The organism is Lactobacillus sp. ESL0261 (assembly GCF_003693025.1).
GTDB classification, from domain to species: domain Bacteria; phylum Bacillota; class Bacilli; order Lactobacillales; family Lactobacillaceae; genus Lactobacillus; species Lactobacillus kullabergensis.
In genome coordinates this window covers 247,584-268,656 of sequence record NZ_REHN01000006.1, presented here as the reverse complement: position 1 = coordinate 268,656, position 21,073 = coordinate 247,584, and the positions used below count along the sequence as shown (strand labels likewise).

The 21,073-nt window shown below is 35.6% G+C and carries 22 protein-coding genes; 1 reads left to right on the top strand and 21 read right to left on the bottom strand.

What is annotated here, in order from left to right; all coding sequences use genetic code 11:
• Positions 1 to 37: 37 nt before the first annotated feature.
• Positions 38 to 1,807 (top strand): oligopeptide ABC transporter substrate-binding protein, encoded by a 1,770-nt coding sequence (locus F5ESL0261_RS04680; protein ID WP_122052341.1) that lies wholly within the window; start codon positions 38 to 40, stop codon positions 1,805 to 1,807.
• A 122-nt stretch (positions 1,808 to 1,929) separates the two neighbouring features.
• Here the strand turns inward: F5ESL0261_RS04680 and F5ESL0261_RS04675 are convergent, their stop codons facing one another.
• The 21 genes from F5ESL0261_RS04675 to ftsA all read right to left on the bottom strand — a co-directional run bounded on the left by F5ESL0261_RS04675 (position 1,930) and on the right by ftsA (position 21,053).
• Entirely contained in the window at positions 1,930 to 2,352 is a 423-nt protein-coding gene (locus F5ESL0261_RS04675; protein ID WP_147446232.1) for a GNAT family N-acetyltransferase, read from the bottom strand.
• Positions 2,353 to 2,486: 134 nt separating this feature from the next.
• A complete protein-coding gene (locus tag F5ESL0261_RS04670) occupies positions 2,487 to 3,278 on the bottom strand; it encodes a hypothetical protein (protein ID WP_045928014.1) in 792 nt (263 codons plus the stop codon).
• 8 nt (positions 3,279 to 3,286) lie between these two features.
• Positions 3,287 to 4,000, bottom strand: a complete 714-nt coding sequence (locus F5ESL0261_RS04665) for an ABC transporter ATP-binding protein (RefSeq protein ID WP_122052339.1) — start codon at positions 3,998 to 4,000, stop codon at positions 3,287 to 3,289.
• A gap of 92 nt (positions 4,001 to 4,092) precedes the next feature.
• Positions 4,093 to 4,485 (bottom strand): DUF1828 domain-containing protein, encoded by a 393-nt coding sequence (locus tag F5ESL0261_RS04660; protein ID WP_045928012.1) that lies wholly within the window; start codon positions 4,483 to 4,485, stop codon positions 4,093 to 4,095.
• A gap of 16 nt (positions 4,486 to 4,501) precedes the next feature.
• Complete coding sequence (locus F5ESL0261_RS04655) at positions 4,502 to 6,880, bottom strand: ATP-dependent RecD-like DNA helicase (RefSeq protein ID WP_122052338.1); 2,379 nt, start codon at positions 6,878 to 6,880, stop codon at positions 4,502 to 4,504.
• Positions 6,873 to 7,520, bottom strand: coding sequence for a tetratricopeptide repeat protein (locus F5ESL0261_RS04650; RefSeq protein WP_122052337.1), 648 nt, complete (start codon positions 7,518 to 7,520; stop codon positions 6,873 to 6,875). The genes F5ESL0261_RS04655 and F5ESL0261_RS04650 overlap by 8 nt, the downstream gene beginning before the upstream one ends.
• The gene (locus F5ESL0261_RS04645) at positions 7,517 to 8,173 is read right to left on the bottom strand and encodes a histidine phosphatase family protein (protein WP_122052336.1); all 657 of its coding nucleotides are present in this window, start codon (positions 8,171 to 8,173) and stop codon (positions 7,517 to 7,519) included. The genes F5ESL0261_RS04650 and F5ESL0261_RS04645 overlap by 4 nt, the downstream gene beginning before the upstream one ends.
• Positions 8,174 to 8,291: 118 nt before the next feature.
• The gene (gene mnmA, locus F5ESL0261_RS04640; RefSeq protein WP_122052523.1) at positions 8,292 to 9,416 is read right to left on the bottom strand and encodes a tRNA 2-thiouridine(34) synthase MnmA; all 1,125 of its coding nucleotides are present in this window, start codon (positions 9,414 to 9,416) and stop codon (positions 8,292 to 8,294) included.
• A gap of 5 nt (positions 9,417 to 9,421) precedes the next feature.
• Positions 9,422 to 9,763: a DUF1831 domain-containing protein gene (locus F5ESL0261_RS04635; RefSeq protein WP_045928008.1), complete on the bottom strand. Its 342-nt coding sequence runs from the start codon at positions 9,761 to 9,763 to the stop codon at positions 9,422 to 9,424.
• 54 nt (positions 9,764 to 9,817) lie between these two features.
• Positions 9,818 to 10,969 (bottom strand): cysteine desulfurase family protein, encoded by a 1,152-nt coding sequence (locus F5ESL0261_RS04630; RefSeq protein WP_122052335.1) that lies wholly within the window; start codon positions 10,967 to 10,969, stop codon positions 9,818 to 9,820.
• A gap of 3 nt (positions 10,970 to 10,972) precedes the next feature.
• Positions 10,973 to 11,668: a 5'-methylthioadenosine/adenosylhomocysteine nucleosidase gene (locus tag F5ESL0261_RS04625; RefSeq protein WP_109586221.1), complete on the bottom strand. Its 696-nt coding sequence runs from the start codon at positions 11,666 to 11,668 to the stop codon at positions 10,973 to 10,975.
• Between the two features lie 18 nt (positions 11,669 to 11,686).
• A complete protein-coding gene (locus F5ESL0261_RS04620) occupies positions 11,687 to 12,025 on the bottom strand; it encodes a hypothetical protein (protein ID WP_122052334.1) in 339 nt (112 codons plus the stop codon).
• Between the two features lies 1 nt (position 12,026).
• Positions 12,027 to 12,590 (bottom strand): NUDIX hydrolase, encoded by a 564-nt coding sequence (locus tag F5ESL0261_RS04615; RefSeq protein WP_045928004.1) that lies wholly within the window; start codon positions 12,588 to 12,590, stop codon positions 12,027 to 12,029.
• A 14-nt stretch (positions 12,591 to 12,604) separates the two neighbouring features.
• The gene (locus tag F5ESL0261_RS04610; RefSeq protein ID WP_122052333.1) at positions 12,605 to 12,811 is read right to left on the bottom strand and encodes a cold-shock protein; all 207 of its coding nucleotides are present in this window, start codon (positions 12,809 to 12,811) and stop codon (positions 12,605 to 12,607) included.
• On the bottom strand, positions 12,811 to 15,600 hold the full coding sequence (gene ileS / locus F5ESL0261_RS04605) for an isoleucine--tRNA ligase (RefSeq protein ID WP_122052332.1): 2,790 nt from the start codon (positions 15,598 to 15,600) through the stop codon (positions 12,811 to 12,813). The genes F5ESL0261_RS04610 and ileS overlap by 1 nt, the downstream gene beginning before the upstream one ends.
• 223 nt (positions 15,601 to 15,823) lie before the next feature.
• Complete coding sequence (locus F5ESL0261_RS04600) at positions 15,824 to 16,624, bottom strand: DivIVA domain-containing protein (protein WP_045928001.1); 801 nt, start codon at positions 16,622 to 16,624, stop codon at positions 15,824 to 15,826.
• The gene (locus F5ESL0261_RS04595; RefSeq protein WP_233560901.1) at positions 16,591 to 17,406 is read right to left on the bottom strand and encodes an RNA-binding protein; all 816 of its coding nucleotides are present in this window, start codon (positions 17,404 to 17,406) and stop codon (positions 16,591 to 16,593) included. The genes F5ESL0261_RS04600 and F5ESL0261_RS04595 overlap by 34 nt, the downstream gene beginning before the upstream one ends.
• A gap of 178 nt (positions 17,407 to 17,584) precedes the next feature.
• Positions 17,585 to 17,890 carry a YggT family protein gene (locus F5ESL0261_RS04590; protein ID WP_109586219.1) on the bottom strand — a complete coding sequence of 102 codons (306 nt, stop codon included), beginning with the start codon at positions 17,888 to 17,890 and terminating at the stop codon, positions 17,585 to 17,587.
• Positions 17,890 to 18,330 (bottom strand): cell division protein SepF, encoded by a 441-nt coding sequence (locus tag F5ESL0261_RS04585; protein WP_045927999.1) that lies wholly within the window; start codon positions 18,328 to 18,330, stop codon positions 17,890 to 17,892. Before F5ESL0261_RS04585 ends, F5ESL0261_RS04590 begins: the two co-directional genes overlap by 1 nt.
• Positions 18,331 to 18,345: 15 nt before the next feature.
• On the bottom strand, positions 18,346 to 19,680 hold the full coding sequence (gene ftsZ, locus F5ESL0261_RS04580; RefSeq protein WP_122052330.1) for a cell division protein FtsZ: 1,335 nt from the start codon (positions 19,678 to 19,680) through the stop codon (positions 18,346 to 18,348).
• 14 nt (positions 19,681 to 19,694) lie between these two features.
• Positions 19,695 to 21,053, bottom strand: coding sequence for a cell division protein FtsA (gene ftsA / locus F5ESL0261_RS04575; protein WP_122052329.1), 1,359 nt, complete (start codon positions 21,051 to 21,053; stop codon positions 19,695 to 19,697).
• Positions 21,054 to 21,073: the final 20 nt, after the last annotated feature.

Sequence of the window (21,073 nt, the reverse complement as noted above, 5' to 3'; positions counted from 1 at the left end):
ATCATCATAAGCTAGTACTCATAAGGGATGAAGAATCATGAAAAAAAGCAATGTTTTAAGCTCTATTGGTATTTTGGCGGCTACAGCTCTAGCCCTCACGGCCTGCGGTAAAAGCGGCAATAATCAAGAAAATAGCGCAAAAGAAGCAAGCAAATTTCCTGCAAAAATGCCTTCAAAACCAACGAAACAAGGCGGTACTGTGAGAGTAGCATTACAGACTGATACACCATTCACAGGTATCTTTTCTGATCAATTACAAGTAACTGCTACAGATGCTGACCTCTCCTCTCCTGGTTCGGAATCCTTATTCGATACAGATGATAATTACCGTTTCACTAATAAAGGGCCTGCAACCCTAAAGATTAATAATAAAAATAAGACAATTACAATTGTAGTTAAAAAAGGAGTTAGATGGTCAGATGGTCGACAGGTCACGGCCAAGGATGTGGAATACCCGTATGAAATATTATCCAATAAAGGTACTGATTCACAAAGGTATTCCAGCCAGTTTGAACTTATTAAAGGCTTAAAAGAATACCATGAAAGAAAAGCTAAGTCTATTTCAGGCATTGAAATGCCTGATGGTGAAAATGGCAGAAAAGTCATTTTGCACTTTAAACAATTAAAACCAGGTATGTACAATAGTGGAAATGGATATTTTTCAGAATATACAGCTCCTTATCATTACTTAAAAGATGTCCCTTTTAACAAATTACAGTCATCTAATAAGATTAGGAAAAAGCCTTTGTATTTCGGTGCCTATAAGTTAGAAAAATTAGTTCGTGGACAATCAGCTGTTTGGGTGCCAAACAAATATTATTGGCGTGGTAAACCCAAACTGGATAAAATTATTTATCAGGTGATTTCTCCTAACTCATCATCGCAATCAATAAAGAGTCATAAATTCGATGTCATTAATGTTGTAAATTCCCAATGGGATGAAGTAAAGCATACTAAAAAAGTTAAGTTCATAGCAGAAGTCCCTCTTTCATATTGGTTCATTGGCTTTAAATTAGGTAAATGGGATGCCAAACACAATAAGAGCATTATGAATCACAATAGCAAAATGAACAATACGTCTTTACGCAGAGCAATTGGTTATGCGATGAATGTTGATGAGGTCACTAAACATTATACTCATGGACTAACTTTTCATATAACCACCCTAATTCCACCCCAATTTGGAGACTATTTCAATAAAAATATTAAGGGTTATGATTATAATTTAAAAAAGGCCAACGCTATTCTTGATAAAGCCGGATATAAGAAAAAAGGTAAATGGCGTGTACAACCTAATGGAAAACCTTTAAAGATTACATTTATGGCCAAAGCTGGTGATCCAACGCAAGGTCCAATTATACAAAATTATATCCAGCAATGGCATAAAATAGGACTAAATGTTAATTTATTGAATGGTCGATTGACGGAAACAAATTCATTTTACGACAAACTTAACAAAGATGACCCTCAGGTTGATATGTTTGAAACCGGTTGGTATATGTCTACTGAACCATCACAGGATGGAATGTATGGTGACAGCACCGCAGCAAACTATGATCGTTTCGTAACACCAGAAAATACTAAACTGGTTAAGGAAATGGATTCACAAAAAGCTTTTGATCATAAATACCGTGTTAAAGTCTTTCATGACTGGCAACAATATATTTTTGATCAAGCTTACATGATTCCAACAGTTAACTCATACAAAATCAGAGCGATCAATGACCACATTTCAGGTTATTCCCTTAAACCATCTGAAAATAATAATGGGCATGTCCTATGGTATAAAGTCGGATACATTAAATAAATTTAAAAAGGATAATCAATAACTCAAGTTATTGATTATCCTTTTAATTTTTAAAATATTAACAAGCTAAGGTATACAGAAAAATAAACGTATAATTTTGGTCAAAATAACTATTTGTTTAATTATCTGGAAACAATTTTAAACTTATAGCAATTGAAACTCATTTGCTCCAGTAATTGACTTAAATTGCTTTTTTTAAAGCTTCCATCAGAACTTAGTATCGAGTAATGTCCACCCTCATCGACCAAATTACTTTTAGTTAGTCTAAAGCCATTGCGCTTGTAAAATGATAACCGGTTAAGTCTTTGAGAATAATTCTTTGCTGTTTTAATAACTGGCTCAATATCTAAAACTAACTCTTTTTCAGAATAACGTTGTTTCATCGAATTTAGAATTTGACTGCCGTAGCCCTTTCCACGCCAAACTGGGTCAACAGCCAAATAACCAATATAAATAATCTTTTCGGCATATGTCCAAAAAATTAACCCAATAAAATTATCATGGTCATAGACTGCTTGCAAATTAACTCTTTTTTGCAAAGCCATCGCCAGCAACCCGACAAATGGAAATCGTTCATTTTTGGGAAATGCGCCTAAATATAATTTTCTTACTTTAAAATAATTTTTTGTCCCCCATTTAACATTTTTGAACGTTAAAATAAATATCACCTTTCTTAAAATTAAAAAGCATCAAATGAGCCATCTTTGCGCTCTTTCTTAATACAATAATTGAATATTAAAATACCAACTAAGAACCAAACAACATTTACCACTATAAATATTATCAGTTTTGGCAATGAAACTCCATGACCCAGAAATATTTGCCGAACTATTTCGATGCCACCAACATAGGGAATGACCTCCTGAAAGACATTATATACTGGTAAATAAACATTTGACAACATCAATAATAAAGCCTGCAGTATAGTAGACCACTGACCCATTCTCTTAAATCTAATAGAACCAGAGGCAAAAATCATCCCGATGCCAAACATTCCAAAATTGGAAATTAAAGAAAATACAAATGTTAATAATAAAGCTTCTAATAATTCAGCTACCGTGAAAATTGAAAAGAACGAAGCAATAAAGCCTATGATTAAAAGATAAATCCATACAAACAAATTATTTGCCAAAGTTTCAATAAAATATAGGGTCCATAAAGGAAAAACAGACTGAGTTTCACTTTCAAGCAAACCAGTTTGCTCATCAGTTTCTACTCCGTTACTACATTGACCCATTGAGGCAATACCAATACTCCAAAACAAAAAACCAACAATAGTAAATAAAACCCCTTGCTTTGTACCATATGCCTGACCAAGTTGTGCAGGATCAGTGAAGAAGATAACAATCAAGAAAGCTCCGGCATATAAAACCAGCGAACTAATCGCAGAATTAACATAACGAAATTGCAGTTTTAGCTGTAAATATAGTTGTACCCAAAAAATATTAAATAGCTTTTTAATTTTTTTCATTTTTAATCCTACTTTCGCTGATAAATTTCACGGTATTCAGAAATCAGATCATTTTCAGTCATTTTATGTCCAATATTTTCCTCTATTTGGCCATCTCTTAAAAACAGATAATGATCAACAACACCAGAAAGCATTTGAGTGTCATGCGATGAAATAAAAATAGTATTACCGTATTTATTTTTCAAATCTAGAATAAAGGACGCTAAATCTTCCTGAGCAGCTATGTCAAGTCCGTTTGAAGGCTCGTCCAAAAGTAAAACTTCTGTTTCCATTGCTGCTCCCACAAGGATAGCAGACTTTTTCTTCAAACCAGTAGACAAATTTTGAAAATAAGTGTTAAGTTCATTTGAAAAATTGAAATCCTGCGCCATTTTTCGAATATTGTTTTCTGTTTTTTTAATACTAATTCCTTTAAGTGAAGAAAAATACATCCCATTTTCAAGGGTATTTAGCCTGTACATGAGACCCCTTTCACCTGAAGCAACGAAAGTGGTATGCAAACTGGACCACTTAACATATGGTTCGTTAGCCTGGTCATTTTTGATCAATCCTTCTGTTGGTTCCAATACCCCCGCAAGCAACCTTAACATGGTTGACTTGCCTACACCGTTAGGTCCGACCAAACCAATTACTGTTGGTTCTAAAGGAATTTTAAAATTTAGGTTATAAAATACAGGCTTCTTACCGTAGTTTTTCTTTACCTTATCAAAAATAATTGCCATAGGTTTTTCTTCCTTTTGCTTAAAATGATACTAATAATTTAAACATTATTTTTTAAAATTAGCAATAAAAAATAGTATTTAGTGATAGCTTTTTAATTAAGATATGAAACATTTACTTCTAATTGTCCTAATTGCATAATGTTTTCAGCCAAAGTTTGTTCATTACATTCACAGCTGATCACTCCATTTTCAACATTAAAAGAAAAGCCACTGGCTATGATTAAATCTTCGCTGGCAGCTATCAATTCTTCGTCACTTGCGCTGGGATCTAACTTAAAAAGTATACGACCATCATCTGTAACGTTATATTTATCAAACTCAATTTTCTCGACAAAGCAATACACCGATTCGCCAAATGAATCTTTAAAAATAGTTTCAATTTCAAATGTGTCTGGACCAAAATTTAAAATATGAGTGTTAGTGGCAACCCATTCCGCAAGTTCTTTTCGTAAGTTTATAAAACCTTCTTTTTTTATCTTTGTCATCGTTTTAAAAAGTCCCTCATTTTGTTCTTGCTTCTAATTTAGTGTTTTGCATCCCAATCATAGGATCAATTCGACCCGAATAAATCAACTCCGGTGTTAATATATGATCCTGAGTTAGATCTTCAAGCACATCAGAATTTGCTTCTTCTTGTTCATTTTTATTTTTACCTGAATCTTTTTCTTGAACAGTTTTATCTTGCACATTTAATATTTTTTGCAGTTTAACAGTTAATCCTGTCTGACGGTCATTACCAGAAGTATTAAAAGCCATTTCATAAGCGCGAGGATCACCAATTAAAACCAAATTTTTCTCTGCACGAGTAACAGCAGTGTACAATAAGTTACGTTTAAGCATGACATAGTTTTGCATAGTCAAACTCAAAATAACTAACGGGAATTCAGAGCCTTGAGCTTTGTGAATGGTAATTGCGTATGCTCTGGTTAAATCAAACAGATCTTTTTTACTAAAGGTTATTTCTCTGTCATCAAAATCAGCCACCATGCATTTTTGAGAATTATCATTATCAATTGCGAGGATTTTACCGATTTGGCCATTATAAATGTCTTTTTCCGGATTATTTTGTAATTGCAAAATGCGGTCACCAATGCGAAAAATTTCATCGTGTACTTCCAGTGTTTTACTGTTTGGCTTTGAAGGATTAATAATTTCTTGAATAACATTATTCAAATTGTTAACCCCGCCATCACCTTGGTACATTGCTCCTAGTACCTGAACATCATCAGGATCAAAACCCTTTGCTAAAGCTCGCTGAACTATTTGACTAACAACATGCGAGACTTCATGCGGTGGACATGAAATAAATGAGTAGTTTTTGGTCTTTTTAAATAATTCTTGGGGATTCTTTCCTTCATTAATGTCATGAGCCAACGTAATAATGCTGGAATCATCTCCTTGACGGTGAATTTGCTTAAGAACGGTAGTAGGAAAGGCCTGTGATTTGATTAAATCAGCAAAAACGTTTCCTGCACCAACTGATGGCAGTTGATCCTTATCACCAACAAAAACAATGTGCTTAGTTTCGTTAATGCTGGAAACCAGTTGCCTAAACAAAAACATATCTACCATCGACATTTCATCAATAATTAAAATTTCACCATTTAATTCATTCAGATCAGTTGCATCATTTTCACCAATCCCTAAACCCAGCAAACGATGGATAGTTTTGGCTGTAATTCCAGTAATCTCTTCCATTCTCTTAGCTGCACGACCAGTGGGAGCAGCAAGTAAAAATGGTGGGTCTGTACTATAAAGAGACGATGATGGTATTTCTGCCAGCTCTTTCAATGCTAATAAAATACCGTTTATGATAGTAGTTTTCCCAGTTCCGGGGCCACCAGTTAAAATTGAAATTGGATTAGTCAGTGCGTTTTTAATAGCTGCCTTTTGAGTATGATCATAGTGAATTTTCAGCTTAGTCTCAGCGTTAGTTATTGCAAGGTTTAAATCTTTTTCACAGTAACTTGAACTCTTTTGTTTTTTTTCAACTAGATTTTTCATTGCATTGGCAATATCAGTTTCCGTTTCAAAAATTTCCTGTAATGAAGCATTTTCTCCCATTACTACAACTTTACCCTGATGTTGGAGATTATTAACACAAGTTGCTATGGTGTCATACTCATTAATTTGAAGTAGTTTACTCGCTTCTTGCAGCAACTGCTCAAGTTTAACGTATGTATTGCCTTCTTTAGCAACTTCATCAAGTAAAATTTGAAAAACAGCACCATTAACTCTTTTGGGATCATTTGAACTAATTCCTAATTTACTGCCAATTCGATCGGCACTCTTAAATGCATAACCTGTAACTTCAGCAATAGAGGCATAAGGATCTTCTTCAAGTTTAGCTAAGGTTTCGCCATGATAAAGTTGGTATAGTCTGCTCGCTACCTTCTTATTCAAGCCAAATTGAGCCAATTTTAATACAGTTTCAGAGTATGAATCCATTGAACTGACACCATTTAACAAACTCTCTTTTTGCTTTTTCGAAATTGACAAAGTTCGAACCTTTTCAGGTTTTTCCTTTAAAACTGTCAGTGCATCCATTCCCAAGTCTGAAATTATTGTATCAGCTGCTTTTTTACCAATCCCAGGAAATTTGCTGGAACTTAAATAATTAATCAAACTACCTTTTTCATGAGGCAAGGCCAATTTATAATTATCACAACGAAATTGCAGACCAAATTTATTATGCACAATCAATCTTCCGGAAAAAGTATAAGTTGCACCAACTTGAACGTCTCCAAAGCTGCCGGTTACTTTAATATCTTCTCGATCATATTTTTCTAACTTTCCGATTATGGCAACATCAAGTATCTTATACAAATCTTGATCATTTTCAAAAACTATTCGGTTGATTTTCCCAGTAAATTCAGTCATTGTTTTTTCTCGCATCATTCACTAATTTTAATACTGAGGCATACTTTTTTTGCTCTTGTTCAAAAACTTTATGGTCTTGCTTTTTTGACTCGGTTAAGTATTTTTCAGCCTCTTGGCGATTTCTAGCTAAAACTGTGATTCCCAACATGAAATTGATTTTGGCCGATCTTTTTTCGGTATCTATTTTTTTATAAGCTGACTCTGCTTCCTGAGTTTTACCGAGGCTTAGCCAAATATCCCCTATTAATTCCAACACTTTTGCATCAACATTCTTAATAGTTAGAGCGTATGCAAGTGCTTTTTGGCTTTGACCAACTTTGAAAAAAACGAGTGCTTTTTGATATAAAACTAAATCATCATTAGGAATTTGATTAAGGATTTTTAGTGCCAGATCAAATTTACCTTGTAGATAGTAACAAACGGCTAAATCATAATCTAAATCCTGAGGATGAGTAACTAACTTTTTGGCTTTTTCTAATAGTTCAGTTGCTTGGTCATTACTGCCTTGCTCTATTAAATAGGTTGCCAAATTTAAATAGTTTTCACTATTTTGTGGTTGTTTATCAATTTTCGTTATTAGTTGGTGTATCTTTTTGGAAACTCCGTTTGAATTATCAGCTATTTCTCTTTTTTGTCTCATAATGAATCCGAATCTACCATTTTCCTATCCAAAAATTTCGTCTCATTCCATATCAGAGCCTTAAAGGTTTTACCCCTATCTTTTGTTTCCAAAATAGTAAGGCTGGTATTGCTTAAACCACCATTGTGGCGGATATCCGGCAATGAATAACCCAATAATCCACCCATAATCGCTCCCAAAGCTGCTCCATGGCTCACTGCCAGTATTTTATCATCTTGTTTAAATTGTAGTCCAGCGTCTCTGCCAAAGCTTTTACCACGTGCAATTACCTCAGGATAATTTTCTCCTCCGATGCTGTGGCCATCATATTTATCAGGTTTATCCCAAATGTCACTTACTTGCTCAGGATACCTGGCTTTAGCCTCAGTAAACGTGAGTCCTTCCATAGCTCCTAAATCAAATTCTCGCAAACGATCATCTATCTTGACAGAAAAGGGATTACCCAGATTCTTAGTAAGTTTTTCTGCAGTAGTTCTGGCTCTTTTCAGAGGGCTTGAATAGATTGCTGCGAATTTTGTTTCACCTAAAAAATCGCTTAATTTTTGAATATCAATTAAACTTTGAGGTAAAAGTGGTGAATCACCATGAGCCCCTTGAAAACGTTTCTGTAAGTTCCACTCTGTTTTACCATGTCTGACAAAATAAATCTGCATTCATTAATAACTCTTTTCTGTAACTATTATTTTCTAGTTTATCATTTAATAGTTTAAAAGAGAAAACGAACACAAATAAAAAGGAAAATGTATATAAACATTTTCCTTTCAAGCGGCATTAAACTAATTGAAGCTGAAGATCATTTTGATAGGCACAATCAATATTGCCGCCACCAAGACATTCCTCACCCTGATAAAGAACAAGAGCTTGTCCGGGTGTAACCGCCCGTGCTGGCTCGTCAAAGTAAACTTTTGCTTTGTTTTTTTCTGCATCATAGGATACTGTTACCCCAACATCAGGTTGACGATAACGAAACTTGGCGGTGCAATGAATTTTGAAATCGTGATCAGGCTGTCCGGTAAAGAATGACATATCACTAGCTTCCAATTCAGTGGCGTAAAGCAATTTGCTGTCATATCCTTGCTCGACGATCAGTTGATTTTTTTGTAAATCCTTACCGACCACAAACCACGGAGCAGTTGATTCTTTTGTTGAACCCAGTCCTAATCCTGATCTTTGACCAATTGTATAATACATTAGACCCGCATGATGGCCAACTACTTTTCCATCTGGTGTGATCATCTCTCCAGATTGAGCAGGCAAAAATTCACTCAAAAATTTGCGAAAATTTCTCTCGCCAATAAAACAAATACCAGTTGAATCCTTCTTTTTTGCTGTAGCTAAACCATTTTTGATTGCAATTTCGCGCACCTGTGGTTTAGTTAAATTAGCTAACGGAAAAATAACGCGACTAATCTGATTTTGGTTTAACTGACTTAAAAAGTATGTTTGGTCCTTGTTGCCATCTTTTGGGCGCATCATATGAGTAATACCATTTTTATCAGTTATGATTTTTGCATAATGACCCATTGCAATGTAATCTGCATCAAGATTAAGTGCAAATTCTAAAAATGATTTAAACTTAATCTGACTATTGCACATAACATCCGGATTCGGCGTACGACCTTTTTTATATTCATTTAAGAAATACTCAAAAACTCGGTGCCAATATTCTTTTTCAAAATTGATTGAATAATAAGGAATCCCGATTTGATCGGCAACTCTTTTTACATCTTCGTAATCATCAGTAGCAGTGCAAACCCCGGAATCATCAGTGTCATCCCAATTTTTCATAAAGACACCAATTACATCGTATCCCTGCTCTTTTAAAAGAAGTGCCGAAACGGAAGAATCTACTCCCCCACTCATACCGACAACAACTCTGGTTTTTTTCTTTACCAAATTAATCAATCCTTCACAGCAACAATAATATTGCGCTCCTCTAAATCTTTCAATATATAATCCAAAAGTTCAACAGTGGGAGCCAATTTTTCATTTTTAAAAATGTTGACCTTTTGTAAACCATTTTTGTCTGTGACAACCATGGTCAGATGAGTCATCTCTTTATTTATGGTCATCTTCAATTTAGTTGGAGCATTATACGGCGAATCATTATAAAGTGGATGCTCATAATTAAAATTACCCTTAACGGTTTTAACAAAGCCTGCATCAATCAATGCGTATAGTTTGAGCTTTGGACTAAGAGTAAACTTGCGTTTATCACCATTAATAATAACTGTATTTGCCATAATTCTACCTCACTTACTAATAATAAGCATATTCAACTAAAAAAGCAATTATTTTTATTTATTCTGGATTTTGCCCACAATTTTAGCTAGTTCCGTTGCGAAGGCTTTTACTTCCTCTTCAGTAGTGTAACGGCCAAATGAAATGCGTATTGACTCATTGATTCTCGGAGAGTTTTTACCAAAACAAGCCACTAAAACATGGGATGGTTCAATTGAACCTGCAGTACAAGCAGAACCCCCAGAAACTGCAAAACCTGCCAAATCCAAATTTGTCTGCAAAACAGTCGTTGAAACACCATTAAAATGCAAGTTCAACACGTGATGAGAATCAAACTTTGCAGTTCCGCCGTTAACTTGATATTTCACTTTAGTTAGGTTAAGTTCATCCAAAATAATATTTTGCAAGTTCTGATATTTAGTTTGCAAATTTTCTTTATCTATTGCTGCAATTTCATTGATAGCTTCACCAAAACCAGCAATTCCTGGTACATTTTCTGTTCCCGCTCTGCGCTTAGTTTCTTGTTCTCCACCATAAATAAGAGGTGGCAAATTGAGCGAGTTTTTTTCATATAAAAAGCCAAGGAATTTCGGACCATTTATTTTATGAGCAGAAGTTGATAACAAGTCGATATTCATCTTAACAACATCAAGTTCTATATTGCCCAGTCCTTGTACAGCGTCAACATGAAAGTATGCATTGCTTTGTTTTACTATATTGCCAATTTCAGTCAAAGGATTAATTGTGCCCAATTCATTATTAACGGCCATAATGGAAACCAAGGTAGTTTGTGGAGTTAGTGCATCTTTTAAATCGGCAAGTGAAATACAACCATTATCATCGACATCAAGATATATGACTTCATAACCCTCATTTTCTAATCGTTGCATTGGCTTTAAAACGGACGGATGTTCAATCTTAGTTGTGATTATGCGTTTACCAATATTTTGGCGACTATGAGCAGTCCCGAAAATAGCAGTATTATTGCTTTCTGAACCACCTGAGGTAAAAATTATTTCATTTTCCTTTGCGTTAATAATTCTGGCAGCTTCACGTCTTGCCAGATCAATGGCATGACGAGCTTTACGGCCCAGGTCATAAGTACTTGAGGCATTACCATAATTGTTTTTCATCTCACCAGTTATTACGTCGATTACTTGGGGCGACATTGGTGTTGTAGCGGCATTATCCAGATAAATTTCTGTCATCTGTTAATTCATCTTTTCTATATAAGTACAAATAATTTTAGCAGCTTTAGCTCCCACTTTTTGAGCAAAATGATCAAAATCCTCGTTTGCGTCTTGATTACCGTTGTCAGAAATAGCTCGTACGGCTACCAAAGGCTTTTTAAAATGATAAGCAACCTGAGCAAAAGCGGCTCCTTCCATTTCAACACCTAATGCATGAGCAAAATTCTGCTTAATCTCATCTTTTTGCTTCTCAGAGCCAATGAAGGAATCACCTGTAACAATTAATCCTTCTTTAAATTTAATGTTGTTTTCTTGCAAAAACTGTGCAAATTCCTTTCTTTCAGAGGAATTTAACTCAAATTGGGCTGGTTCCCCAGGTATTTGTCCTTCAACATAATCGCCAGCCAAAGTATTATGAGCATCGTGATATGCAAATGAATCAGCTAAAATCAAATCTTCTTTATGAACTTGCTTTTGTAATGATCCTGCCGTACCAGTCATGAAAATCAAATCAATATCAACATTACTTAGTAAACTGGCTAAATTCATGGCAGCCTGCACTTTGCCAATTCCACTCAAACCTATGTACAAATCATTGTGGTTAACGCAAAAATGCTCGAATATAGTAGATCCGAACATTTCTTTGTGACCAGAGTGAAAATACTTATGATAATATTCAGCCTCAATTTCCATTGGGACAATAATCGCTATCTTCATTTTTACCCTCGTTTTATTTTATAAGTGAAATAACGCTAATAAAACCAAAATAATTAAAACAGTAACAATCAAAATTGCACGATTAAGTTTACCTTTCAGCTTTAATGCTTTTTCTTGACTCGTAGTTAACTGAGACTGAGATTTGTTCTCTTCTCTTCTTGGAGCCTGCTCTTGATCTTTTACCCTGTCATTTGCAAAATCATTTGATTCTACAACTTCATTCTCATCACGGGTAAAATCAGGATTAACATCAACTTCATCATCACTATCATCAAAAGCAGATTTAATTGTATTTAAAAAGTTTTTGCTTTTTTTATGTTTTAATTTTTTACGGTAATCAGATCGTTTTTCAGTCATTTTATTCCTTTGCGTCAGCACCGGTGAGCAGCATGTTTTCCCAAACACTCATTGCATATAATGTCTTGGCATCAACGATTTTACCCTGTGCCGAAAGTCTTTTCAACTCTTCCAAACTAAACCAATGACTAGTTAAAAACTCATCAGGATCAAGATCCTTTTTATCAGTCAATTTAGTTAATGTGTCGCAATAAAATAAGTAGAGCTTCTCATTAGTAAAACCGGGAGATGAATAAAACTCAGTTATTTTTTCCCAGTAATCAGCACGATAACCGCCCTCTTCATTTAACTCTCTTTTCATTGCATCAAGTGGACTAGCATCAGTTTCGTCTATTAAACCTGCTGGAATTTCTAAAGTCAACTCTTTGATAGGCTCACGCCATTGTTCAACTAACAGCATTTCCTGCTTATCATTCACAGCTATAGCAGCTGATGCAGGTTGATGTTTTACTACTTCCCTTGTAGCAGTATCACCATTAGGCAATTTGATCGTTCTCACTGAAAGATCAACTATACGACCTGTAAAAATTTGTTTTGAAGAGATTTCAGTTTCTGTTAAATCCATTATTCACTTTCCTGCTAATCAGCTAAATATACATTAACACATTGCAATCCATTTTTTCCTTGAGCGAGCTGATATTTAACTTTTTGTCCGACACACAAGCGACGATATCCTTCTTCTTTAATAGCAGTATAAAAGATAAAGTACGCCTTCTGATTTTCATCGTCAGTGATGAAACCAAAACTACTGTTTTGATCAAACTGCTTTACCTTACCGTAACGCATTATTCTTCTAAACCTTCTTGTACAGCTTCAGGATAATCTTCTTCAACAATTTTAGCACATCTGCCGCAAAGCATTGGTACTTCGCTATCAGCTCCAACATCGGTTCTGATCATACGACACCGAGGACAAACATCGCCATCAGCGTGTTCAACGACAAATGCACCATTTGGTAATTTTTCGGCATTTTCAGGTGCTTCACCGTCAGCAATAGTTAACTTAGAAACTATTAAAATTTGCCTAAAGTTTGCATCCAGATTGGCTAAAACTGCTCTCATCTCATCAGTTGGATAAACTGTAACTGCTGCTTCAAAAGATTTACCGATTAACTTTTGATCACGCGCTTCTTCTAAGACTTTTAAAACATCATCGCGGAAATTCATAAATTTCTTCCAGTTGTCAAGGAGCTCATCATGATTTGCATAATGCTCAATTTCAGGCATTTCGGCAAGTTGGACGTAATCTTCCTTTTCCTTTAAGAAAGACCAAACTTCCTCCATAGTATGTGGCAAGACAGGGGTCAAAACCTTAGCCAACTTAACTGCCGCATCATAAATTACTGTTTGCATTGACCTTCTTGCATGACTGTTTTTACTTTCAATGTAAAGAACATCTTTGGCAAAGTCCAGATAAAATGCTGAAAGATCATTAGAAATGAATGCAAAAATCTTTTTATAAACATTATTAAAATCGTAACGCTCATAACTGTCAAGACAAATTTTAACCAAATCGTTGAGTTTAACTTCCATATATTGGTCAATGGAGTTTAGATCTTCATAAGCGACTCTATTTGTTTGCGGGTCAAAATCAGAAGTATTAGCCAACATATAGCGGAAAGTATTTCTTATTTTACGATAACTCTCAGAAGTTTGGCGCAAAATATTTTGTGAAACAGCAACATCAGAAGTAGTGTCTACGGAAACTACCCACAAGCGAATAATTTCTGCTCCCATTTGTTTGATGACATCGTTAGGTGAAATTACATTACCTAACGACTTAGACATTTTATGTCCTTTTTCATCTAAAACAAAGCCCTGAGACAAAATACCGCGATAAGGTGCTTTACCCGTGGCAGCTACAGCTGTAATCAGACTTGAATTGAACCAGCCACGGTACTGATCACTGCCCTCAAGATATAGATCACACGGGAAATTCAAATCTGGTCTTTTAGCCATAACAGCTTGATGAGATGATCCGGAATCAAACCAAACATCTAAAATATCTTTTTCCTTTGTAAATTTACCATTTGGTGAATGCTCAGAAGTAAATCCGTCTGGCAACAATTCCTTAGCACTTCTTCTATACCAGGCATTTGACCCCTCTTTGGCAAAAATCTGTGCAATATGTTCAATAGTTTCTGGTGTGACAATCGCAGTACCATCTTCTGCATAAAAGATTGGCAATGGAACTCCCCAAGCACGTTGTCTTGAGATTACCCAATCACCACGATCCTTAATCATATTGTGCAAGCGCAATTGACCCCAGGATGGCGTGAATTTAACCTTATCAATTTGATCAAGAATCTGTTGGCGGAACTTTTCAACTGAAGCAAACCATTGTGTAGTAGCTCGATAAATCACAGGTTTCTTTGTACGCCAATCATGAGGATAAGAGTGAGTAAAGAAGCTAAGCTTAAGTAAATTGCCTGATTTCTTTAATTTTTCACTGACGACTTTATTGGCATCATCATAAAACAGCCCTACTAAATCTGGATCGTTAATATCTTCAGTGAAACAACCTTTGTCGTCCATTGGGCTGTACACAGGAATACCATATTTTTGAGCAACATTATAGTCATCTTCACCAAAACCAGAAGCCGTATGAACTAGTCCAGTACCATCACTAGCAGTAACGTGCATTGCATTCATTAAAATAGAATCACGATCGTATAAAGGATGTTTGGCAACCATATGGTCCATTTCAGTACCCTTAAGATGTTGAACTACTTCATAGTCCTTCCAACCTAATTCTTCAGCAACAGCTTCTAAACGTTCAGTTCCAACAACGTAACGCTTATCACCGACCTGAGCTACAGAGTAATCAAACCCTGGATTTACTGTAATACCCTGATTAGTAGGGATGGTCCAAGGTGTAGTTGTCCAAATTAAGAAATATGTATTTTTCGGATCTAAAATGCCCTTACCGTCTTTTACAGGAAATGAAACATAAATCGAAGGTGACTTAATATCATGATATTCAACCTCAGCTTCTGCCAATGTTGATTCACTTGAAGGTGACCAATAAACAGGTTTCTTACCTTTATAGATATAACCCTTTTCATACATTTTACCAAAGACACGAATTTCTTCAGCTTCATATTCAGGTTGATAAGTAATATATGGGTGGTCCCAGTCTCCCATTACTCCCAAACGCTTAAAGTCAGTCATTTGCTTTTTAACTTCTTTACTAGCAAAATCTTGACAAAGCTGACGGTAATCCGCAAGATTCATCTTTTTGCGATCAACGCCTTGTTTGGTTAATTGCTGTTCAATTGGTAAACCATGAGTATCCCAACCAGGAACATAGGGAGCATAATAGCCGTTCATATTTTTAAAACGAACAATTATGTCTTTTGAAACTTTGTTCATAGCGTGGCCAATGTGAATATTACCGTTTGCAAAAGGAGGACCATCATGTAAATCAAATCTCGGCTTTCCTTTATTCAGTTTTAATCTTTGTTCATATAATTTGTTTTCTTCCCACTCTTTTTGCCATTGCGCTTCGCGAACTGGCAAATTGCCCCGCATCTTAAATTTGGTTTTACCCATATTAAGTGTATTTTTCACTCTCATTTTTTAATCCTCCCTATAAAAAAATCCTCGTCCTAAGATTAGGGCGAGGTTAATATCGTGGTACCACCTAAATTGAGTTGTTAAACTCCACTTAACGATTGCGTATCGTGCAACTAACGTAACAAACCAATCCTAACAGCTGATCAACCATTAAGCTCTTATATTAGTCTCACACCACCGCTAATTCGCTGAATTGCTCTCAAGTTTTACTGTCAGTTTGTTATTAATGATTTTTATAGTCATCTGGGAAAATAACAGTAGTACCAGAGCCATTATTAGAACTAGTATCTTCGTTATTAACAGTTTCAACACTAGGACTGTCACCAGTCATTGGTTTAGGACTATTATTATCTTCTTCAGTGTCTTGTTCAAAGTTTACTTCATCATCAATGCCATTGTCAACCTCTACTTCTTCATCTTCGTCGATATCTTCATCATCATCGTCTTCATCGACATCTTCGTCTTCATCAGTTAACATTATTGGTTCAGCACCATCTGGGGGATAAAATCGTTCAGTATCGAAATATTTATCGAGTGCTTTTTGCCAATTTTCATCATTAAGATTTTCAATTGCTTTTTGTAAAAGATCTTGAATATAAGAGCGATAACCTGAAGCTTCCTTTTTCACACGTTCATAGTCAGATTTAATAGTTTCGAGTTGCTGACGTTGATAATCAGTATCAATTTTTGCCTGTTCAGTAGTATTATTGGCTTGAACTGTAGCATCATTGATAATTCTTTCTGCCTGAATTTTAGCGTTACCTACAGCTTCTTTCGTAGCATCTTCATTCTGTTTGTACTGTTTAACTTGTTTTTGTAAATCTGAAACCTGTTCTTGCAAATGCACAATTTCATTCTTCAAGTCAACCGTTTGATCCAATGCGTCACCATAATCATTGATTATTTGGTCGAGAAAACTGTCTACTTCGCGCCTATCATAGCCACTTAAACCTCTCTTTTTGAATTCTTTATTATGAATTTCAAGCGGAGTCAATTTCTGCGATTCCTTTTTTTCGTCTGCCATAGCTTATACGCCACCTTATACTTGCCTTTTCTTGTCCTTGATATATCTTTAATTTCACATCTGCCAAAATGTCTTAAACTTAGGACATCATTTTCATTAACCATTATATTAAAATCTTTGACACTATGCCAATTTAATTTAACTAAATTATCTGATATATATGTTTTTATTTTCTGTCTGCTATCATTTGTGATTGAAGCTAAAACTGCATCCAACCTTAGTGAAGAAACAATTGCACTTAACAGTTCACTTTCATCATCAACTGCTATTACTTTCTGATTTAGACTAGGTCTTATTCTTACCTTTGTCCTACCTATATAGGTGATTTCATGTTGAAAAAAATCTGTTAGTTCGCTCTTAGCAAAAAATTGCCACTTGCCATTGCCATCGGTAATAATGTCTCCAAATGTTGAGGTTTCTATACCTGCATTAGCTAGGCTTCCTAATATTGCACTATGTGACAAAGAAGTAAATTTCTGAGGATACTCAATATTAAAAACAGTAACCTGATATGCAAGAGGCGCAATATTATCCCAGTCTTCAGTTATAAAAACTCTTTTCTTTTCAGCATTTAAATGCCCACCAAAGCTCTGCAAACAAACTTCAGCACCAGCTATTTTTTTAAGAATATCCCTTTCTCCAGGATTCAGAAAATCTGTTAAAACTTCTTCATGCTTGTCAAGAGCGTTATTTATGAGTCCAGTCATCTTATCTACTATTTTCCGATCAGATAAATCACCTTTAAATAAAACATTCTTAGCATAAGCACTTCGTTTTGCTATGTTTTTTGTGTTCACACAATGCCCCCTGTTAATGAAGGTAAAAAGACACATTGGTCTTTTCTAAAATTATTATAGCATGAACTTTAAAAGACATTCATTTAACAAAGAAAACTATTTGCATTATTCAAAAAAAATAAAAGGCTGACAAATCATGAAATTCATCAGCTCTTTATAAAAATTAAACAAACAATCTAAATAAAATGTTTGCGATCCATCTTAAGACATAATTTTGCACAAAATAAAGTAAAAGTAAGCCAATTAGAAATGAAATATCCAACCCGGTGGCATTAGAGAGTCTTAAAATCGGTCCCTTACGGAAAAGGTTTAAATAAGGATCAATTATCAGATTAATTATACGACCGAGACTTGAATCACGTAAAAAAGGAATCCAACTTAAAATTGCATCAATTACCATAATAATGCTGTAGATCCATATTATATAATCAAGAATATTAATACCGTAATATATGATATTTGCTGCCATTAACTTAAAGTATCTTTCTTATCAACTAAGTCACTAATTTTGCCATTAGTAACGAATTTAGGAGGTGTTGCCAGAAATATTTTATCGCCGATACGTTGAATTTCACCATTCAGGGCATAAACTGTCCCCGTGATAAAATCAACAACTCTCCTAGCAGAAGCATCTTCCATCCTGCTAAAATTAATAATCACTGCTTTGTTATTCAACAAGTTTTGTGCAACATCCTTGGCATCAGAATAAACACGTGGCTCGTAAAGAACAATTTTGCTCTTAGCCGCATTCATACCGGATTTTATCGAAACTACATTGTCACGATCAACAGCACTAGCAGAATAATTGTCCTCATTATTTAATTGTTGGTCTTCTGCATATTCATCATCCAGCATTTCATCGTCATCATTTGCAACACCGAAAAATTTACCTATTTTACTAAAAGCCATTTTTCTTGCCTCCTATTAGTTTTCACCACGATGCCTGAAAAATGGAATATCATCAGTATCATCGTCATCAAAAGCGTTGGTTTCGATTTGTGAAATACTGCTTTGATCGTCGTCATCAAACGAGCTCGATCTTTCCTCCTGATTTGTGGCAGATGGTGTTGAGCGACGATTTCCTTCATCATGGTTATCCAAACCCCATACACTTGTTGGATCGACCATAGGTTTATGTTTTGGAGCAGTCTGAACAGTTTGCGAACCATCATCAGTTGAAGGTCTGGGCTCAACAGGTCTCTCAACCGAATTTGTATTTTGCCCAGAGGAATTGGTTTGACTAGGTTGTGACTTTATCTGGTGACTGTGACCAGGAAGCTGTTTAGATGCTTCCTCTTCTGCTTGTGAATTTATTCCTGTAGCTATAACAGTGACAACAACCTCATCTCCTAAATTAGGATTAATGGACGTACCAAAAATGATATTAACATCATCGCCTGCAGCCTTTGAAACAATTTCAGAAGCATCTTGTGCTTCAAATAAAGTCAAATCAGGTCCACCGGTGATATTCAGGAGAACCTGCTTAGCGCCATCAATTGAAACCTCAAGCAACGGTGAAGAAATTGCCAGTTTAGTTGCTTCAACAGTCCGGTTCTCCCCACTTGCACGACCAATTCCCATTAAAGCAGCACCTTGGTTTGCCATAACAGTTTTAACATCAGCAAAATCCAAGTTAACATAGTCGGTTGAAGTGATTAAATCAGAAATACCTTGAACACCCTGTTTTAAAACATTATCTGCTTCTTTAAAGGCATCCATCATAGGAGTCTTTTTATCTACCATTTCCAGCAACCGGTTATTAGCAATGATAACAAGCGTATCAACATACTGTTTTAACTGAGAAATGCCTTCAGCTGCATTTTTAGACCTTTTGGGTCCTTCAAATGTAAAAGGACGAGTAACAACGCCAACTGTTAATGCACCAGTTTCTCGTGCAATTTTGGCTACAATTGGCGCAGCACCAGTTCCCGTACCGCCACCCATGCCAGCGGTAATGAAAATCATATCTGCACCTTTTAGCGCATCTTCAATTGTCTGCTCACTTTCTTCAGCAGCTTTTTGACCTACCTCGGGATGAGAGCCAGCTCCAAGTCCTCTTGTCAACTTTGGCCCCAGCTGAATTTTATTTTCAGCTTTATTACTATTTAATGCTTGTACATCTGTGTTAGCAGCTACAAAAGATACTCCTTGTACGCCATCATCGATCATTCGATTAACAGCATTACCACCAGCACCGCCGACACCAATAACTTTGATGACAGCATTTTTATTGTCGTCAGAATCGAACGTAAAATCCATCTAATTAACCACCTTTAATCAAAGAACTTTTTGAAGAAGTTCTTAAAGCCTTTATCTTTATTTTGCGTATTATTTTTCGTTTTACTTTGCGAAGATTTTTCTCGTTTCAGTAACTCACGTCTATTATATTCTTCTTTTCTTTTACTTTCATTAACAGTAGCTGTTCTTTTCGAAGTTTTTGTTTTTTCTTGAACAGTCACTTCTTCTTGACCAAGTGCATCCTTGCCGTATATTGCGTTAATTACTAAAAAGTCAATATCAGACATTTTATATGCATAGTTAACAACTCCATATGCAGCTGAATAAATTGGATTGCGCATTCCAATTTGGTCAGGTTGATAGATTCTGGCTTTGACATTTAAAGTATTGGCTATTATGCCATCAAAACCTTGTAACAGACTGCTTCCACCAGTGATAATGACACCACCAGGCAAACTTAAAGCATCATGTTTAACCAAACCTTTTTCAATTCTGTCAATGGTCTGCATAACTCTAGCATTAATAATTTCACTTAAGTAGCCCTCGTCAACCATCTGTTGACCATTTGAACCTACGCTATTAACAGCAAATTTATTTTTTTCAGAAGCTAGATTGGGATCGGCATAGCCATAATCAAGTTTTATTTGTTCTGCATCCCTTTTTGATGTACTAAGAACAACAGAGATGTCATTGCTAATATCGCTTCCTCCTTCAAAGTCAATATTAGCATATTTAATCTGATTATTGTGAATGACCGTGGCAGTAGTCACTCCACCACCTAAATCAAGGATTATTGAGCCAAACTGTCGCTCACTTTCATTTAAAGCAACACTGGCAATAGCAAGCGGGGTTGGAACAAAAAAGTTATTAGAATAACCTGCTCGCTCTATAGCCTTTTTAATGTTATGCAAAGGACTTGCCGGAGCCGTAAGCATGATGCCCTGCACTGACAGAGAATGAGCAATCATTTTTCGGGGATCATCGACTTCCGTTTTACCATCAATTAAAAAGCGGCTTGGCAAAAAAGCAATAGGTTCACGTTCGTTTTTTACTGCAGACCTGATAGCAGCACGTACTACACGTCTGACATCATGGTTGCCAACTTCCTGACCATTATCGCTTACATTAACCAAATCGCTTGCAGTTTCAAGTTGAAGCATACCAACCGGTATGCCTGTTACAACTCGATAAATCTTTGCGTTTGTCTTTTTAGCTATTTCTTTTAACGCTCTACTAATAGCAGCAGCTGTCTCATCAATATCAACTATATTGCCATGGCGCATTCCCCTATTGGGGACAGCTACAGCTCCGATAACTTTACCTGTATCTGCTACAACCGCTTTCACACTTGTGGTACCAATATCTAAGCCCACTAATAAATTTGTATTGTCCAAAATTTACCCCCTGTCAGTGC

Coding starts and splice junctions, on each gene's coding strand:
- F5ESL0261_RS04620 (WP_122052334.1), bottom strand. CDS start 12,025: ATGACTGAAAAACGATCTGATTACCGTAAAAAATTAAAACATAAAAAA.
- F5ESL0261_RS04585 (WP_045927999.1), bottom strand. CDS start 18,330: ATGGCTTTTAGTAAAATAGGTAAATTTTTCGGTGTTGCAAATGATGAC.
- F5ESL0261_RS04630 (WP_122052335.1), bottom strand. CDS start 10,969: ATGACAGAAATTTATCTGGATAATGCCGCTACAACACCAATGTCGCCC.
- F5ESL0261_RS04660 (WP_045928012.1), bottom strand. CDS start 4,485: ATGACAAAGATAAAAAAAGAAGGTTTTATAAACTTACGAAAAGAACTT.
- F5ESL0261_RS04610 (WP_122052333.1), bottom strand. CDS start 12,811: ATGCGTTACGGTAAGGTAAAGCAGTTTGATCAAAACAGTAGTTTTGGT.
- F5ESL0261_RS04680 (WP_122052341.1), top strand. CDS start 38: ATGAAAAAAAGCAATGTTTTAAGCTCTATTGGTATTTTGGCGGCTACA.
- ftsZ (WP_122052330.1), bottom strand. CDS start 19,680: ATGGATTTTACGTTCGATTCTGACGACAATAAAAATGCTGTCATCAAA.
- F5ESL0261_RS04655 (WP_122052338.1), bottom strand. CDS start 6,880: ATGACTGAATTTACTGGGAAAATCAACCGAATAGTTTTTGAAAATGAT.
- F5ESL0261_RS04650 (WP_122052337.1), bottom strand. CDS start 7,520: ATGAGACAAAAAAGAGAAATAGCTGATAATTCAAACGGAGTTTCCAAA.
- F5ESL0261_RS04645 (WP_122052336.1), bottom strand. CDS start 8,173: ATGCAGATTTATTTTGTCAGACATGGTAAAACAGAGTGGAACTTACAG.
- F5ESL0261_RS04625 (WP_109586221.1), bottom strand. CDS start 11,668: ATGAAGATAGCGATTATTGTCCCAATGGAAATTGAGGCTGAATATTAT.
- F5ESL0261_RS04665 (WP_122052339.1), bottom strand. CDS start 4,000: ATGGCAATTATTTTTGATAAGGTAAAGAAAAACTACGGTAAGAAGCCT.
- F5ESL0261_RS04635 (WP_045928008.1), bottom strand. CDS start 9,763: ATGGCAAATACAGTTATTATTAATGGTGATAAACGCAAGTTTACTCTT.
- F5ESL0261_RS04675 (WP_147446232.1), bottom strand. CDS start 2,352: ATGGCTTTGCAAAAAAGAGTTAATTTGCAAGCAGTCTATGACCATGAT.
- ileS (WP_122052332.1), bottom strand. CDS start 15,600: ATGAGAGTGAAAAATACACTTAATATGGGTAAAACCAAATTTAAGATG.
- F5ESL0261_RS04670 (WP_045928014.1), bottom strand. CDS start 3,278: ATGAAAAAAATTAAAAAGCTATTTAATATTTTTTGGGTACAACTATAT.
- F5ESL0261_RS04615 (WP_045928004.1), bottom strand. CDS start 12,590: ATGGATTTAACAGAAACTGAAATCTCTTCAAAACAAATTTTTACAGGT.
- F5ESL0261_RS04590 (WP_109586219.1), bottom strand. CDS start 17,890: ATGGCAGCAAATATCATATATTACGGTATTAATATTCTTGATTATATA.
- F5ESL0261_RS04600 (WP_045928001.1), bottom strand. CDS start 16,624: ATGGCAGACGAAAAAAAGGAATCGCAGAAATTGACTCCGCTTGAAATT.